Annotated in this window: 15 protein-coding genes; 7 read left to right on the top strand and 8 right to left on the bottom strand. The window is 59.3% G+C overall.

All coding sequences use genetic code 11. The features are described from left to right. From ACQY7U_RS25305 to ACQY7U_RS25315, 3 genes are all read left to right on the top strand, one after another. A partial coding sequence (locus ACQY7U_RS25305) for an ABC transporter permease (protein WP_428651091.1) occupies positions 1-551 on the top strand: 551 nt, incomplete at its 5' end. Beyond that, on the top strand, positions 548-1375 hold the full coding sequence (locus tag ACQY7U_RS25310) for an ABC transporter permease (RefSeq protein WP_428651094.1): 828 nt from the start codon (positions 548-550) through the stop codon (positions 1373-1375). The genes ACQY7U_RS25305 and ACQY7U_RS25310, both read left to right, overlap by 4 nt. Before the next feature lie 52 nt (positions 1376-1427). Further along, a complete protein-coding gene (locus ACQY7U_RS25315) occupies positions 1428-2594 on the top strand; it encodes a trans-sulfuration enzyme family protein (protein WP_428651097.1) in 1167 nt (388 codons plus the stop codon). Here the strand turns inward: ACQY7U_RS25315 and ACQY7U_RS25320 are convergent. Continuing rightward, positions 2573-3490 (bottom strand): LysR family transcriptional regulator, encoded by a 918-nt coding sequence (locus ACQY7U_RS25320; RefSeq protein ID WP_428651100.1) that lies wholly within the window; start codon positions 3488-3490, stop codon positions 2573-2575. The genes ACQY7U_RS25315 and ACQY7U_RS25320 overlap by 22 nt on opposite strands. Positions 3491-3852: 362 nt before the next feature. Between ACQY7U_RS25320 and ACQY7U_RS25325 the strand changes: the two genes are divergently transcribed. Both ACQY7U_RS25325 and ACQY7U_RS25330 read left to right on the top strand, forming a co-directional pair. Further along, on the top strand, positions 3853-4734 hold the full coding sequence (locus tag ACQY7U_RS25325) for an NAD(P)-dependent oxidoreductase (protein WP_428651103.1): 882 nt from the start codon (positions 3853-3855) through the stop codon (positions 4732-4734). Between the two features lie 7 nt (positions 4735-4741). Next, entirely contained in the window at positions 4742-5455 is a 714-nt protein-coding gene (locus ACQY7U_RS25330; RefSeq protein WP_428651106.1) for a DNA alkylation repair protein, read from the top strand. A gap of 9 nt (positions 5456-5464) precedes the next feature. Here ACQY7U_RS25330 and ACQY7U_RS25335 read toward each other — a convergent pair whose 3' ends face one another. From ACQY7U_RS25335 to ACQY7U_RS25350, 4 genes are all read right to left on the bottom strand, one after another. After that, positions 5465-5965 carry a DUF302 domain-containing protein gene (locus tag ACQY7U_RS25335; protein ID WP_428651109.1) on the bottom strand — a complete coding sequence of 167 codons (501 nt, stop codon included), beginning with the start codon at positions 5963-5965 and terminating at the stop codon, positions 5465-5467. Between the two features lie 100 nt (positions 5966-6065). Beyond that, positions 6066-7139, bottom strand: coding sequence for a 2Fe-2S iron-sulfur cluster-binding protein (locus tag ACQY7U_RS25340; RefSeq protein ID WP_428651111.1), 1074 nt, complete (start codon positions 7137-7139; stop codon positions 6066-6068). Between the two features lie 4 nt (positions 7140-7143). Continuing rightward, the gene (locus ACQY7U_RS25345; protein ID WP_428651114.1) at positions 7144-8379 is read right to left on the bottom strand and encodes an aromatic ring-hydroxylating oxygenase subunit alpha; all 1236 of its coding nucleotides are present in this window, start codon (positions 8377-8379) and stop codon (positions 7144-7146) included. A gap of 146 nt (positions 8380-8525) precedes the next feature. Next, complete coding sequence (locus tag ACQY7U_RS25350) at positions 8526-10562, bottom strand: FAD-dependent oxidoreductase (RefSeq protein WP_428651116.1); 2037 nt, start codon at positions 10560-10562, stop codon at positions 8526-8528. Positions 10563-10732: 170 nt separating this feature from the next. Between ACQY7U_RS25350 and ACQY7U_RS25355 the strand changes: the two genes are divergently transcribed. Then, positions 10733-11377, top strand: a complete 645-nt coding sequence (locus tag ACQY7U_RS25355) for a TetR/AcrR family transcriptional regulator (RefSeq protein ID WP_428651119.1) — start codon at positions 10733-10735, stop codon at positions 11375-11377. Between the two features lie 104 nt (positions 11378-11481). Here ACQY7U_RS25355 and ACQY7U_RS25360 read toward each other — a convergent pair whose 3' ends face one another. Both ACQY7U_RS25360 and ACQY7U_RS25365 read right to left on the bottom strand, forming a co-directional pair. Next, the gene (locus ACQY7U_RS25360) at positions 11482-11964 is read right to left on the bottom strand and encodes an Lrp/AsnC family transcriptional regulator (protein ID WP_428651129.1); all 483 of its coding nucleotides are present in this window, start codon (positions 11962-11964) and stop codon (positions 11482-11484) included. A gap of 175 nt (positions 11965-12139) precedes the next feature. Next, on the bottom strand, positions 12140-12796 hold the full coding sequence (locus ACQY7U_RS25365) for a uracil-DNA glycosylase family protein (protein ID WP_428651122.1): 657 nt from the start codon (positions 12794-12796) through the stop codon (positions 12140-12142). 114 nt (positions 12797-12910) lie between these two features. Between ACQY7U_RS25365 and ACQY7U_RS25370 the strand changes: the two genes are divergently transcribed. After that, complete coding sequence (locus ACQY7U_RS25370; RefSeq protein ID WP_428651124.1) at positions 12911-14467, top strand: sensor histidine kinase; 1557 nt, start codon at positions 12911-12913, stop codon at positions 14465-14467. Positions 14468-14506: 39 nt separating this feature from the next. Here the strand turns inward: ACQY7U_RS25370 and cobT are convergent, their stop codons facing one another. Next, positions 14507-15532 (bottom strand): nicotinate-nucleotide--dimethylbenzimidazole phosphoribosyltransferase, encoded by a 1026-nt coding sequence (gene cobT / locus ACQY7U_RS25375; protein ID WP_428651127.1) that lies wholly within the window; start codon positions 15530-15532, stop codon positions 14507-14509. Positions 15533-15799: the final 267 nt, after the last annotated feature.

The following is a 15799-nucleotide window of genomic DNA, read 5'->3' on the forward strand; positions in this document are numbered from 1 at the left end:
TCAGGCTTGCAGCCAATATTTACACGACATTGTTCCGGGGACTTCCGGAACTGCTGACACTGTTTCTGGTCTATTTCGGTCTGCAGATCGCGATCCAGGTACTGCTAAAACTGATCGGCTTCGATATCTATTTCGAAGTCAATTCCTTCGTGGCTGGTGTCATAGCGCTTTCTTTCGTGTTCTCGTCCTATGCCTCCGAAGCCTTTCTCTCAGCTTTCCGCGGTATTCCGCAGGGACAATATGAAGGCGGCTATGCACTCGGCCTTTCAAAAGGCAAAACACTGCGCTTCGTCGTCTTGCCACAGCTGATCCGCCTCGCTCTGCCTGCGCTCGGAAACAGCTGGCTGGTGCTGTTAAAGGACACATCCCTGGTTTCAGTGGTTGGGCTGTCTGACATCATGCGCCAATCCGGCATAGCTGCACGTGTGACCAAGGAACCCTTCCTGTTCTTTGGAGTTGCCTGCCTGCTGTATCTCGTACTCGCGATGATCTCTTCGACCGGACTTGTGCGGATCGAACGCTGGAGCAAACGGGGAGATACAGCACGATGATTGCAGCCAATCCCGCAACCGGCCTGAAACGCCCCCCTGCCCCGCCGCGCCCTTGGTCAAAAACCCGTATACTCGGGCATTTTCTCATGGCCATGTGGATCGTCTCTGGCTGCTCGTTGCTCTATTATTTGGCGCTCAATATTGCCAGCCCGTTTGTCTTGAAATACTGGCCGGAATATTTGAGCGGGTTTTTCGTTACACTTCAGATTGTCGGGCTGTCTCTCCTGATCGGTGCATTGTTGAGTGTTCCGATCGCTGCTGCCCGTGCTTCCAACTGGTGGTTTCTATCCAAACCCGCCTACGGGTACGTCTATTTCTTCCGGGGCACACCGCTTCTGGCGCAGACATTTCTCGTCTATTACGGTGCAGGCACATTCCAACCGCAATTGCAGGCAATCGGTCTCTGGGACTTTTTCCGGGAAGCTTGGTTCTGTGTCATTTTCGCGTTTTCGCTTAATACATCGGCTTACCAGGCTGAGATCCTGCGTGGCGCGATTCAGAACGTCTCCAAGGGCCAATGGGAAGGTGCTGCAGCGCTTGGCTTGACCAAACCGGTGACCTTCCTGAAGGTCATCCTGCCTCAAGCCCTGATTGTTGCCCTTCGCCCCTATGGCAATGAGATTATTCTCATGCTGAAAGGTTCGGCGATCGCTGCGATTGTCACGGTGTTCGACTTGTTTGGCGAAACAAGACGTGCCTATTCGCGGTCTTACGACTTCCAGGCTTATATTTGGGCGGCGGTGATTTACCTGTTTCTGGTCGAGATGCTTCGCCGCATCTGGGACAAGATCGAGCTCCGCCTCACCCGCCATCTGAAACGGTGACAAGTCCCCGTTTCACCCCTTTCACCGCGTTTCCTTGAACGGATGATCCTTCATGCCGAAAACACCCTCTGTTGCCCCCGGCCTTCATATCGACAGCCTTCTGGCCCATGGCGGCGGCGGTCATGATCCGGCGACCGGGGCCGTGTCTCCGCCCATTCAGACGGCGACGACATTCGTGCGCGACGAGGCCTACGAACTGATCAAACCGGGTCACATCTACAGCCGGGACGACAACGACCTCTATCACAAGACGGAAGGCCTGATCGCCGCTCTGGAAGGTGGTGAGGAAAGCCGCCTGTTTGCCTCCGGCATGGCGGCGGTGGCCGCGGTCGCGCGGATCGTGCGGCCCGGCGGCACGCTGCTGGCCCAGTCGGGTATCTACTGGGGCACGACGCTGTTCCTTCGGAAATTCTGCGCCCGCAACAACATCGCGCTTGTGGAAGCCGATGCCTGCGATCTCGAGGCCTTTCTGGATGAGTTCTCCGTTACCCGTCCGGATCTCGTCTGGCTCGAGGTGCCGAGCAACCCCTATCTCAAGGTTGCGGACATCCTGAAGATCTCCGCGCACTGCAGGCAGACCGGAGCGCTGCTGGCTGTAGACGCTACGGCCGCGACACCGCTCATCCTGAAGCCGCTCTCCCTCGGGGCGGATCTGGTCATGCATTCGGCCACCAAGGCTCTCAACGGACATTCCGATCTGCTGGGAGGTGTTGTGACCACAAGGGACGCGGCGAGCGAGGCATGGACCTTTATCAAGGAAGAGCGAAAGCTGGCCGGGGCCGTGCTCGGGTCTTTCGAAACCTGGCTTCTTCTTCGCGGCCTCAGGACGCTTTCCCTGCGTGTCGGGCGCATGAACCAGAACGCCGCCATCTTGTCGGACTATTTTGAACGTCACCCGAAGATCGAAACTGTTCTCTATCCAGGCGTTGCCGGCCATCCGCATCACGATATCGCGAAGTCGCAGATGAAGGGCGGTTTCGGATCGCTGATGTCGGTCCTGGTCAAGGGCGGGAAACCCGAAGCACTGAAGGTGACAGGGGCGCTCGACCTGTTCCAGCGGGCAACGTCCCTCGGTGGCACGGAAAGCCTTGTGGAACATCGCTACACCATCGAGGGCGAAGGATCGGGCATTCCGGAAAACCTGCTGCGCCTGTCGATCGGCATCGAACATGCCGACGACCTGATCGCCGACTTCGATCAGGCCCTGTCGGCGATCTGACCTGGCCGGGATCCGTCCTGTTCCGCGCGCATCTTGCGCAACCAGCTTAGAAAAGCCTTGAGCGGCGGTCGTTTGACGCCGGGCCGTGTCACCAGATGATATCCGGTGCCGGGATAGACTTCGTCCTCGAACAGGAGCTTGAGGTTGCCGGCCGCAATATCAGGCTCAACGAACACCCGGGCCGTAGCCGATATGCCTTCGCCTCGCCGCAAACCCTCCAGCACCATATAGCCCGGCAGATGGGTGATGTTCATCCGGCTCTTGGGCACAACGCCCTGACGCTCCATCCAGAGCGTCAATTCGTTGGAGCCCAGTTCCTGCAGCCAGTGAAACTGCAGCAGATCTTCCGGTCTGGTAATCTCGATATCACCGATCAGGCAACTCGCGCCGACAACAACAAATTTGGAGGACAAAAGCAGCTCGGCCTCAAGGCCTGGCCAATCGCCATTTCCGTATCTGATCGCCAGATCGACGCCGCCGGGGGTCATTTCCACGACTTCCGAGGTCGGATTGAGCATCAGCTCGATGCCGGGGTGGTTCAGCCGGAAGTCGTTGATCCTGGGCATCAGCCAACTGACGGCAAAGGACGGCGTCGTGGTGATGTTGAGCGGCCGGGCTGAATCCTCGCGAGTAAGAGCCTCGACCGTCTCCTGTATCTTGCCGAAACCTTCACTCAAACCGGAATAAAGCAGATCTCCTTCCGGTGTCAGCGCGACGCCCCGCCCTTCCCGCACCACGAGTTGCAAGCCCAGCACGGACTCCAGGCTTCTGACCTGCTGGCTAACGGCAGCATGTGTCACGTTCAGCGCACGGCCTGCTCCGGACAGGCTTTTCTTTTCAGCAACCGCGGCAAATGTTCTCAGGCTGTTGAGTGAAGGAAGAGAGCGCCAATCCATATGTAATTTCACCTTACATGTCTAAATTCTTCCTGACTGGCCTTCACCGCCTCTAATAGCCACTTTGTGAACAGTCACCGAGAAATGGAGTGTTAGACCATGTTGAATATTTACGCACGGAACTTCTTCGAGGCAACCCGGTTCTCCCCTTCCAGTCGCGTCGATCCGCGTACGCAGTGCCATCTTGACGAAATGAGTGCGAAGCGGGAACGGCATGCTCGTCTTTGGGGGCGCCGTCCGTACTGGCCCTGAGACGCAAGCAAGCTGACAGCGCGCGACAAATGCCTTAAAACCATGATGAACAAGTTTGATTGAGGGCCCGGCTCACCACCGGGCCTTTGCACGCGATAAGGAGCGTCTTCATGGCAAAGGTTGCATTCATCGGTTTGGGCGTCATGGGATATCCGATGGCGGGCTACCTGAAAACCAGGGGCGGCCATGACGTCACGGTCTACAACCGCACCACGGCAAAGGCGGAAAAATGGGCCGCTGAATATGGCGGAAAATTCGCCGGGACACCGAAGGAAGCAGCCGAGGGCTGCGATTTTGTTTTCTCCTGTGTCGGCAATGATGACGACCTGCGTTCCGTCACCACAGGGCCGGACGGTGCCTTCCACGGCTTGAAGGAAGGCGCAATCTTCGTCGACAACACCACGGCCTCCGCAGAAGTTGCCCGCGAGCTCCATGAAGCTGCCAAGGCAAAGGGCTGTGGCTTCATTGATGCACCGGTTTCCGGTGGCCAGGCCGGCGCGGAAAATGGCGCCCTGACCGTCATGTGCGGTGGCGACCAGGATGTTTTCGACAAGGCCAAGCCGGTTATCGAGTGTTTCGCCAAATTCGCCGGCCTGATGGGAGAAAGCGGCGCGGGTCAGCTGACCAAGATGGTCAACCAGATCTGCATCGCCGGGCTGGTTCAGGGCCTTTCAGAGGCCATTCATTTTGCGAAGAAAGCCGATCTCGACGTCGAAAAAGTCATCTCGGCGATCAGAGGCGGCGCCGCCCAGTCGTGGCAGATGGAAAACCGCTGGGAGACCATGCGCGACGGCAAGTTCGACTATGGTTTTGCCGTCGACTGGATGCGCAAGGACCTCGGCATCTGCCTGAAGACGGCCAACGATACCGGCGCCCGGCTGCCGGTGACGGCGCTTGTCGATCAGTTCTACGCCGAAGTCCAGGCCATGGGCGGCAAGCGCTGGGACACTTCCAGCCTCATCGCCCGCCTGGAAAACGCCGACAAGAAGTAACCGGAACATGACGGCGGCGACCGAACATCAAGACTGGACGCCCGAGGCAATCCTGTCCGAATTGCGGTCCGCCGGTTCCGAAGAGAACCGCGCCGGCTTGGCGCGGTTCGGGATCGACGCATCGCAGGCGTTCGGCGTCCCCTTGTCGATTCTGCGCCCTTTCGCGAAGCGGATCGGCAAGTCTCCCGAACTGGCAATCGCGCTTTGGGACACCGGTTTTCATGAGGCCCGGCTGCTTGCCATCCTGATCACCCCGCCCAAGGCCCTGCCGCCCGAACGGGCCATGGTATGGCTTTCGGACATTCAATCCTGGGACCTGTGCGACCAACTCACCAACGTTCTGGCCCGGCAGGCAGGTTCGGACGCCCTCGCCCCAAGGTTCGCGGCCGATGATCGGGAATTCGTCCGGCGCGCGGGATTTGCCCTGATCGCCTGGCGGGCCGTTCATGCCAAGAAGGCGGCTGACGCCGAATTCCTGTCTCACATGGAGCTGATCCGCATCCATGCCCGGGACAGCCGCAATTTTGTCTGGAAAGCCGTGCATTGGGCCCTCAGGCAGATCGGCAAGCGGTCCGCCAGCCTGCATCCCCCTGCCCTGGCGCTTGCGTTCGAACTCAGCGAAGCGGATGACAAAACCGCCCGCAAAGTCGGCAAGGCCGCCTTAAGGGAACTCACGTCCGAAAAGGTCCTGACCCGGCTGGGCCTGAACCAAGACGGCTGAGGACTTCCGTTATTGTCCGGAGGCCTCCCGGGCTAACTCGTCCAGAAGCCCATTGACCTCTGCAATTGCCGCAATGGAGGCTTCGTTTCCGGTCTCGGGCAGCATGCGATAGCCCACGGTGACGTGGCCGGTGCTGTCCGGCGTTTCATAGACAAATAGCGAATATGGACAGAAAGCGATGTTGCCGGGCCCGGCTTCCATCACCTTGCGCGAGAGGTTTGCAGAGCAGAACAGCATGGCCTGCGCGTTGACGAATATTTGCTTTTTGCCGCCAACGTCTTCCGAAGTCCGGGCCAGCATGTCGCCTATGTGGGAGACGTAATCAATCACCAGGCCGCGGTTGACGATTGCGTTTTCCAGATCAAACCGGACATCCTCGAAGGCCGCCTCCACCTGATAGGCGACAACGCCATCGGGCATGACCTCGGCCGCCGGTGCAACACCGGTGCCCGACAACATTCCGGCGCACACAATCGCTGCCGAAGCGGTCTTCCTCAAACTTCCAATCATTCCGCGTCCTCCCGGTAACTTTCAGGAGAACAATACGCGCCATTTGCGTGTGAGCCAATGACACATATCAACTTTTGAATATTTGAAGATCTCTTCGTCGCTAAACGTCCACTTCAACTGTACCGATCGGGTTGGAACAGCAGGCCAGGATGTATCCCGCCTCGACATCCTCCTCGCTGATGCCGCCGGAATGAACCATATGCACATCGCCGGATAACTTCTTGACCTTGCAGGTACCGCAAACGCCGAAGGTACAGCCGGAAGGTATGTTGAGCCCCGCGTCCTTGGCAACCGCCAGAACCGTGTCGGTTTCCGAACACCAGGAAGACACTTTCGACCCGGCAAAGACGATCTGCGCCTGGACGTTCTCCTGCGGCACGACGTCGTCGAATTCGGTCAGTTCCGCCTTGGTTTCCGCCGGCGCCTGGAAGCTTTCCTGATAATACCGCTCCATATCAAAGCCGAGGGCATTCAGGATCTCGCGTACGGATTCCATGAAACCTTCGGGACCGCAGCAATAGACCTCCCTGTCCAGGTAGTCGTTGCACATGAGGCCGAGCATCAGTTGATTGAAACGACCGCGATAGCCGGTCCAGACCTCGTAAGGATCGTTCCTGCTGACAACGAAATGCAATTGCAGGCCGTTGACCCGGCTCGCCATATATTCCAGCCGCTTGCGGAAGATCAGATCGGCCGGCCGGTTGGCACACTGGATGAAACAGATATCCGGGTCTTCACCACGCTCGAACAGCGTCGTTGCCATGGACATCATCGGCGTAACGCCGGAGCCGGCAGAGATGAACAGGTATTTGCCGTCCGGGCTTGGCGGCAGATGAAACAGGCCGGCAGGGCCATAGGCCTTGATCTGCATGCCGGGCACAAGATGCTCGACCATCCAGCGCGAGCCGACACTGCCTTCCTGCGCCTTGACCGTCACGGTGACATAGGCGTTCGTGACCGGTGACGAGGAGATCGTATAGGTGCGCTGGACGTTACCGCCGGGCACGGGCAGATCGAGCGTGATGAACTGCCCTGCCCTGTAGACGAAGGTCGCGCCGGAAGGCGGACGGAAGGTGAAGGTTTTCACATGCGGAGCTTCCGGCAGAACGCTGACGCATTCCAGAATTTCCGCATCGGACCAAATGGGCGTATCGCGCCCTGGCATCGGGATCATATGTCTACTCCGCCGCCACGCGGAACCGGCCGACAAGGCTCTGTTCCATGGTCCGCGCATACCAGTCGATGAACTGAATGACACCGCTCTCCTGTACCGGCGAATAGGGGCCCGGCTCATAGGCGGGCGAATTGATGCCGATCTGGTTCTCCTCCACGATCCGGCGGTCTTCGTCGTTGGTGCGGATCCACACTTCGCTCAGGCGCTGCAGGTCGTAATCGACACCTTCCACGGCGTCCTTGTGAACCAGCCAGGTGGTGGTGACCTCGGTTTCCTGCGGCCCCTTGGGCAGGACACGGAAAGTCAGCACCTGATCCGACAAAAAGTGGTTCCAGGTGTTCGGATAATGGAAGAAAAGGCAGGAGCCGGCATTGTCGAACGGCACCGTGCCGATCCGCTTCGAAACGGCCGCCTTGCCGTCCATCGTGTAGCTGACCGCATCGCCCAGGAAAGGAATGCGCACGAAGCGCCATTGCTCGCACGGATCGATCAGGTATTTCGACGGCAGTCCGGCCGCCTCACAGCGGTCCACATGGGCTTTGCCCGCGTTGGACGACGAGGAATCGTCGCCGCCGACCATGTTCGGATCGTCAGGGAACGTGCGGCAGAGCGATGGATGAGACCCGGAGCAGTGATAACATTCGCGGTTGTTCTCAAGTACCAGTTTCCAGTTGGCCTTTTCGATTATGGTCGACTGGTGGGCCACCTTCAGATTGGCCAGGTCGTGCGGGCCGAGATAGCGGGCGGCCTGCTTGCGCAGATCGGTGGTGTCCGGCGCGGCATCCGCCAGGCAGATGAAGACCATGCCGGAAACGTCCACGCAGTGAACCGTCTTCAGGCCATGATCGGCGGGCTTGAAGTCCGCCCCCATTTCCCGGGCCCAAAGCAGGGTTCCGTCAAGCTCGTAGGTCCACTGGTGATAGGGACAGACCAGTTTCGGCGAAGAGCCCTTGGCGGCCGAACAGATGCGGCTGCCCCGATGGCGGCAGGCATTGTGAAAGGCGCGGATTACGCCATCCGCACCGCGCACGACGATAACGGAATAGGCGCCGATCTGCAGCGTAACGTAATTGCCGGACTTCGGGAGTTCGGCGGAAGGAACCGCAAAGATCCATTCCTTGTGCCAGATGTTCTTCATGTCCGCCTGAAAAACATCCGCGTCGGAATAAAAGGCCTGCGGCAGGGAATATCCGGCCCGCCGGCCCATCAACAAGGAGAGAACATCAGCATCGCTGCGCATGGTGACACATCCTTTTCAGCCGAGTCTTTCGGCACTTCTCAAGTCCGAAAATTAGGCTCAGCTCACAGCCTCGCCGTTGCCGAAAAACGGCATGCGCTTACTCAAGTAAGACAGAGCACAATTTTTGTGCGTGCGGGCCGGTGCGCTCAGATGTCTTTCACCAGCCGAAGCGCGTCGTAGATGGCGGCATGGGTGTTCCGCGCGGCAACAGCATCGCCGATCCTGTAGAGCGCAAAGCTACCCGCCGGATTGGCATCGAGCGGTTGTGCCCGTCCGAAAATCAGGGCCTCCTGGTTGACTGCCCCGAGGTTCCTGGACTGCGGCTTGAGTTCGAAATAGAGTTCGTCCATCGGGACGGTGCCGTGATTGACAACGATCTGGTCGAACTCGCGCTCTTCCGTGTGCCGGGAGTAGTCGGTCCCGATCACAGCCGTGATCATGTTTCCGGATCTCCTGGCAGCCCTCAGCCGGAAGGTGACGGTGAACCGAACGTCCTTGTCCTGAAGGGAGCGCATATAGGGCACAAGGTTCATCGCCATGACATCAGGCGCGAAGGACCGGTCGGGCGTCATGATCTCCACATGAGCTCCGGATTTCGCGATGATTTCTGCGGCCTGAAGGGCAGCATGATCGCCCGCATCGTCATAGACGAGCACGCGCTTGCCCGGCTTGACGTCGCCCGCAATGATGTCCCAGGAGGATACAACCAGATCGTTACCTTCCTTCAAGACCTCCGTGTGCGGCAGGCCACCGGTAGCAATGATCACGGTGTCCGGGTTCTCGGCTGAAACGTCACCGGCCTCTGCAAAGGTATTGAACCGGAAGCGGACATCGCGCTTCAGGCACTGATCCATGCGCCACTCGATGATCGAGATCATTTCCCGCCGCCGTTCGGATTGTGCGGTGAGTCGGATCTGACCGCCGGCATCCGGCGCGGCCTCGAAAACGGTCACATCATGCCCGCGTTCCGCGGCGACACGGGCGGCTTCCATGCCGGCCGGGCCCGCGCCGACGATCACAACCTTCTTCTTCACCTGTGCCGGCGGAATGTCATGCGGCATGGTTTGCTCGCGCCCGGTCGCTGCGTTGTGGATGCAGAGCGCGTCGCCAGCCTGGTAGATCCTGTCGAGGCAATAGGTTGCTCCAACGCACGGGCGAATGTCGTCCTCGCGTTTCTCGGAGATCTTCTTCACGATCTGCGGATCGGCCATATGCGCCCGTGTCATACCGACCATATCCAGAAGCCCCTCGGCGATCGCATGTCGCGCGGTTGCCACATCCGGGATCTTGGCGGCATGGAAGGTCGGCAGGCCTATCTCCTTGCGGATTCTTCCTGCAAAATCGAGATGTGGCGCATTGCGCATGCCCTGCACCGGAATGACGTCGGTCAGTCCCGGATCGGTATCGATGTGTCCGCGGATCACGTTCAGGAAATCGATCTGGCCGGTCGCCTTCAGCCTGCGGGCAATCTGCAGCCCCTCCTCCGCGGTAATCCCGCCCTCCATATCCTCGTCCGCCGTGAAACGAATGCCGAGAATGAAGCCATCTCCGACCCGCTTGCGGATCGCGTCAATCACTTCCAGCGAGAAACGCATCCGGTTCTCAAGCGATCCGCCGTAAGGCCCATCCAGCGTGTTTGTGGCTGGCGACCAGAACTGATCCATCAGATGGCCGTAGGCTTCCAGCTCAATGCCGTCCATGCCGCCTGCCTTCATGCGCTCGGCGGCATCCGCATAATCGGAAATGATACGGGCGATGTCCCAGTCTTCGATCTTCTTCGGGAAAGCCCTATGCGCCGGTTCGCGCTCATGGCTGGACGACACTGCCGGAAGCCAGTCGCCCTTGTTCCAGTGCGTTCGGCGGCCAAGGTGCGTCAGCTGGATCATGACAGCGCAGCCGTGATCGTGGCAGGCATCGGTCAGCCGCCTGACCCAGGGCACGACCTCGTCCTTGTAGGCCAGGATGTTGTTGAAGACCGGCGGCGAGTTGCGGGAAACCGCGGCAGATCCCGCCGTCATGGTCAGTGCGACACCGGCTTTCGCGCGCGCCTCGTGATAGGCCCTGTAGCGGTCCTTGGGCATGCCGTCTTCCGGATAGGCCGGTTCATGCGACGTGATCATGATCCGGTTTTTCAGTGTCAGATGCTTGAGCTGATACGGCTGCAGCAGCGGATCCTTCGACATGCGCTTCCCTCGACAAGGCGTTCAACCGGGCCCGGAGACCAGGCCTCGGGAAAGACTAGTTTCAGGTTGGCCTACTTGAAAAGAAACAAAAGCGACATTCATGTCGCTTTTAAGAACACTTGTGTCAATTTTAATTGCAGTGCCAGCCTGCCGCTGTTATCGGACGGGATATGAACGAGCCCTTGATCGAAAAGACAACCGGATGGCGCGGCACACGTGAAATCTGGATCGAAGCGGCCTACCAGGCGCTTGTCGAAAGTGGCATCGATGCCGTCAAGGTGATGCCGCTTGCCGAACGGCTCGGCCTGTCTCGGACAAGTTTTTATGGCCATTTCTCCGACCGCGAAGATCTCCTGGATGCCCTGACCACCCTCTGGCAGTCCAAGAATACGGGCAATCTGATCCGGCGCACGGAAGACTATGCGGAGACCATTACCGAAGCGGTTCTGAACATCTTCGATCTTTGGCTCCAGGCCGAGCTCTTCGACTCCCGGCTGGAATTCGCGGTCAGGAGCTGGGCTCACGCAGATGCGGCGCTTGCGAAACTATTGGAAGAAGCCGACAGGATCCGGGTAGACGCGCTTCAGGCACTGTTTGTGCGCTTCGGTTACGAGACCACCTATGCCAGCATCCGGGCCAACACAATTTACCTATCCCAGATCGGCTACATCTCGATGATCAAGGACGGTCCGCAGGAACCGCTGGAACCACGCCTGAAACGCATGCCTTACTATGCGGAGATCTTTACAGGCAGGAAGGTGTCCGATGCTGAGATAGCGCGTTTCATGGCGCGGCATCCGATCCCCAACACCTAGCCGCATTGCCAGGCCGTGTTTCCGAGGCATTGGCCAACTGGATAAGCTCCTGCAACCTTTCCTCGCTTCGCTTCAATCGAGACCCACCCACCAGCCTGCGCATTTTATTCCGATTTCGACTTTTCCGCCGCCACATAGGCCAGCGGCAACGCCGTCGTGTTCTTGATCTGCTCCATGGCGAAGGTCGTCGAGACATCGGAAATCTCGATCTTCGAGATCAGCTTCTTGTAGAAGGCGTCATAGGCATCGATGTCCGGCACGGCGACACGCAGCAGATAGTCGACCTGGCCGGCCATTCGGTAGAATTCGACGACTTCCGGAAATTCCTGGATCACGGAAGCGAATTTTTTCAACCAGTCCTCCGAATGCTGACTGGTGGTGATGGCAACGAAAGCCGTCACCTTGGCATTCACCTTTGTCGGGTTGAGCAGCGCGACCCGCCCGGTGATCACGCCGTCTTCCTCCATCTTCTGGATTCGGCGCCAGCACGGCGTGGTCGACAGCCCTACCCTTCGGCCGATCTCGGCCACCGGTACGGTGCAGTCCTCTTGCAGAATGGACAGGATGCGGCGGTCGATACGATCGATCATAAGCAGAAACCCGGAAAATGGCAGCGAACGCAGAGAACGCTCACTTGAGCATGGTCTTGGGAAATGATTTTCACAGACCCTGGAAACTGGTAACGGCTTTTCCTCAAGCTTGTCAATTCGCTCGGATTTGAGAATTTTATTCGAAGACTGACCCAAAGGATCGGCTGCGGCATCAGGTCAGGCGGGCAACTTCCCTTTTGAGCACCGGCAGCAGGTCCGTTTCGAACCAGGGGTTCTTTCTGATCCAGGCGTTGTTGCGCCAGGAGGGATGCGGCAGCGGCAACACCACAGGGCTTCCGGCAGGCCTTGCTTCTTCGAAATAGCTCCGCCATTGGGCTACCGTTTCCGTCAGGCTTTGCTTGCGGGCCTTGCCGAGGTGATAGGCCTGTGCGTATTGCCCGATCACCAGGATCAGTTCGATCTGCGGCATGGCCGCGAACAGCCTGTCGTGCCACGCCTTCCGGCATTCCGGACGCGGCGGCAAATCTCCACCTTTCGCATCGAGTCCGGGAAAACAGAACCCCATGGGCACGATGGCAAGGCGTTCAGGGTCGTAGAAGATGTCCTCGCCGATCCCCATCCAGTTTCGAAGGCGATCGCCGGACGGATCGGTGAAGGGCCGCCCGCTCTGGTGGACCCTCGTTCCGGGGGCCTGACCGCACACGCACAGCCGGGCCTTGCCGGAGACCTGAAGAACCGGCCGCGGCGCATGCGGCAGCGGCGTTTTCTCGGGTTTTTCAACGCAGGTCCGGCAGGCACGAATGTGCTTGGCCAGCGTTTCGAGCTCTTCCGGATACCCCTTACCCGACAACGAGTTGCAGCTTGACACAGTCGGTTAACCCTTCCCTTACCAAGATCCTGAGGACGATCTTAAGGAATAGTGAGTCAGAGTGAAAAAACACGCAGTATCACAATAACGAAAACATTACCCTTCGGGCGGCAAATGGGATCCCTCGCGTCAGAAAACGGCGAAGACAAGCTCTCGATCAACGAAGACCGGGCCATGCGGCGACGGGAGATGGCGCGCACGATGAAAAACGTGCGCAGCCGTCTCGGTGCGCCGGAAAACAATCACACGACGTTCGACCTGGAACGGCAGCATCTTTTTGCCGACACCCGCATCAATGCCGCCTACGCGGTGCCACTGCTGGCGCTGATTGTTGCGGCGATTTCGATTCTCTGGGTCAGTCCGCTGTATATCGGCGCCTGGTTTGCCGTGATCCTGTGCACCCACTTCCTGATGGTTGTGACCAGCCATTCCTATGAGAAGGCGCCGTCCGACCAGAAAGCCAGGATCTACTGGCGGCGGCGTTTCGCGGTTGGCGACCTGCTTTACGGCTGCAGTTGGGCCGGATTCTTCCTGTTGCCCAGGGCGCCGGAAGCAAGCGACGGTTTCGTCATTTTCCACTTCGCGACGCTGCTGATCGTGGTTGCCATGAACACGATGCAATCGGCCACACTGCCCAAATGCCTATTGGCCAGCACCTTGCCGATGACGCTTGTGGTGACGGGCAGTTTCCTGCGGAATGTCGACCCGATCCACTACACGCTCGCCGCCATGGCGATCGGCGCCCAGGGTTTCTTCTTCATTCTCGGCAACCAGCTTCTGAAGAATGCCAACACCATGCTGGAATACCGGGCCGACAAGGATCACCTGATCGTCGAACTGGAAACGGCGAATGCGCTTTCCGACGAGGCGCGGCGGCGCGCGGAAGCCGCCAACACCGCCAAGTCGCGTTTCCTGGCCACCATGAGCCACGAGCTGCGTACGCCCTTGAACGCCATCCTCGGGTTTTCCGAAATCATGAAGGATGAAGTGCTCGGCAAGATGCACAACAAGAATTACCGCTCCTATGCGGAGGACATTCACGGGTCCGGCCAGCACCTGCTCAACCTGATCAATGAGATCCTGGACCTCTCCCGTATCGAGGCCGGGCGGCATGAACTGCATGAAGAACCGCTGTTCCTGGACGATGTCGTCGAGGAGTGCGGAACCATGATGAAGGTGCGCTCCAAGGCGAAATCCATTTCGCTCTTTCACACGCTTGAACCGGGCCTGCCGAAGGTCTGGGCGGATGAGCGCGCCATTCGCCAGGTGGTACTTAACCTTCTGTCAAATGCGGTGAAATTCACACCGGTCGGTGGTGAGGTTCTGGTCAAGGTCGGGCCGACCTCCGACGGCGGGCAATATGTGTCCATCAAGGACAACGGTCCCGGCATTCCGGAAGACGAGATCCCGACAGTGCTGGAGGCCTTCGGGCAAGGCTCTCACGCCATCAAGACGGCGGAGCCTGGAACCGGCCTCGGCCTTTCCATCGTCCAGGCGCTGATCAACATGCATGACGGCGACTTTTCCCTGAAGTCGAAACCGGGCGAAGGCACCGAGGTCATCGTTTCGCTGCCGCGGGCGCGCGTGATGAACTATGCGCCGGATGTGGTCTGGGTAGACCCGTCAAAGAACACCCCGGACGATCACCGCCGAAAATCAAACTCCGCGTGAGGGCCTGACGGTGCGGACGCCAGGCCGATGTCCTTCAGATCACTCGGACTTTTCCGCGACGCCTGCATCGGCGAAGGTGGCCATGCCGGAATGCATTTCGGCGGCTGCCTTGGCAACGCCTGCGGCAAGCGCGGCGCCGGAACCTTCGCCGAGCCGCATGCCGAAGTCGAACAGGGCTTCCTTGCCCATGTGGTCCAGCACCTTCCTGTGGGCCTGTTCCGCCGACACATGGGCAAAGAGGCAGTGGTCGAGACCTGCCGGGTCCATCGCATAGACAACCGCCGCGGCGGCCGTAGTGACGAAACCGTCAACGATGACCGGCACGCGCTGCAGCCGGGCCGCGATGATCAAGCCTGCCATGGCGGCGATTTCACGGCCACCGATCCGGCGCAGGACCTCCAGCGGATCCTTCGTTCCGTTCAAGCGCGTCACGGCTTTTTCCACCGCTTCCCGCTTGCGGGCAAGACCTTCGTCGTCGACGCCGGTGCCGCGTCCGATCCAGTCCTCGGCCCTGCCGCCGAAAAGACCATTGATGACGGCGGCCGCGACCGTGGTGTTGCCGATGCCCATTTCGCCGAGACAGATAAGGTCGATACCACCAGCGAGAGCTTCCATGCCATAGGCCATGGTCGCTGCACAGTTGGCTTCATCCAGGGCGTCTTCCCGGGTGATGCTCGGGGTCGGCATGTCAACGGCGAGATCGAACACCTTCAGACCGATGTCATAAGTACGGCAAAGCTGGTTGATGGCAGCGCCGCCCGCGGCGAAGTTTTCCACCATCTGCCGGTTGACCGCGCTCGGGAAGGCGGAGACGCCCTCTTCCGCGACACCATGCGCCGTCGCGAAAATCGCCACCATCGGCCGGGTGATCTTCGGCGGCGCGTTGCCGGACCAGGCAGCCAGCCATTCGGCGATCTCTTCCAGACGTCCCAGGGAACCGGCCGGCTTCGTCAGCTGTGCATCGCGTTCCTTGACCTTTTGAAGGGCCTCTTCGTCGGGCCCCGGCATCGACTTGACCAGATTGCGGATGTCTTCGAATGGCAGAGCAGTCTCGGAAAGCGGCATGGGTTAAATGTTCCCGTTTTGAGGCGGCAGGCCGCCGGACACTTGGTCTTGTATTGTCGCCGATCTATAACGGCGCATTGCGAAAACTCAAGCGCAGGACCGGCCCGATGAACCTTGAAAGCGACCAACCTTCTGATTCCGGCTCCAAAACCGGTTCTGACAAACCGTGGGACAGGTCCGGCCGAATGGCGGAATTCCTTGAAGAACTCGTTGCCGACACCGCAGCCTGCGTTCGATTCTTCTCCCGGCTGCCGCTTCCCGCCCTCA

The organism is Roseibium sp., assembly GCF_050301095.1.
Taxonomy (GTDB): Bacteria; Pseudomonadota; Alphaproteobacteria; order Rhizobiales; family Stappiaceae; genus Roseibium.

What these genes read in the sequence shown, in the direction of transcription:
- ACQY7U_RS25370 (WP_428651124.1), top strand. Translation starts at nt 12,911, where the DNA reads ATGGGATCCCTCGCGTCAGAAAACGGCGAAGACAAGCTCTCGATCAAC.
- ACQY7U_RS25310 (WP_428651094.1), top strand. Translation starts at nt 548, where the DNA reads ATGATTGCAGCCAATCCCGCAACCGGCCTGAAACGCCCCCCTGCCCCG.
- ACQY7U_RS25355 (WP_428651119.1), top strand. Translation starts at nt 10,733, where the DNA reads ATGAACGAGCCCTTGATCGAAAAGACAACCGGATGGCGCGGCACACGT.
- cobT (WP_428651127.1), bottom strand. Translation starts at nt 15,532, where the DNA reads ATGCCGCTTTCCGAGACTGCTCTGCCATTCGAAGACATCCGCAATCTG.
- ACQY7U_RS25325 (WP_428651103.1), top strand. Translation starts at nt 3,853, where the DNA reads ATGGCAAAGGTTGCATTCATCGGTTTGGGCGTCATGGGATATCCGATG.
- ACQY7U_RS25330 (WP_428651106.1), top strand. Translation starts at nt 4,742, where the DNA reads ATGACGGCGGCGACCGAACATCAAGACTGGACGCCCGAGGCAATCCTG.
- ACQY7U_RS25350 (WP_428651116.1), bottom strand. Translation starts at nt 10,562, where the DNA reads ATGTCGAAGGATCCGCTGCTGCAGCCGTATCAGCTCAAGCATCTGACA.
- ACQY7U_RS25320 (WP_428651100.1), bottom strand. Translation starts at nt 3,490, where the DNA reads ATGGATTGGCGCTCTCTTCCTTCACTCAACAGCCTGAGAACATTTGCC.
- ACQY7U_RS25340 (WP_428651111.1), bottom strand. Translation starts at nt 7,139, where the DNA reads ATGATCCCGATGCCAGGGCGCGATACGCCCATTTGGTCCGATGCGGAA.
- ACQY7U_RS25345 (WP_428651114.1), bottom strand. Translation starts at nt 8,379, where the DNA reads ATGCGCAGCGATGCTGATGTTCTCTCCTTGTTGATGGGCCGGCGGGCC.
- ACQY7U_RS25335 (WP_428651109.1), bottom strand. Translation starts at nt 5,965, where the DNA reads ATGATTGGAAGTTTGAGGAAGACCGCTTCGGCAGCGATTGTGTGCGCC.
- ACQY7U_RS25315 (WP_428651097.1), top strand. Translation starts at nt 1,428, where the DNA reads ATGCCGAAAACACCCTCTGTTGCCCCCGGCCTTCATATCGACAGCCTT.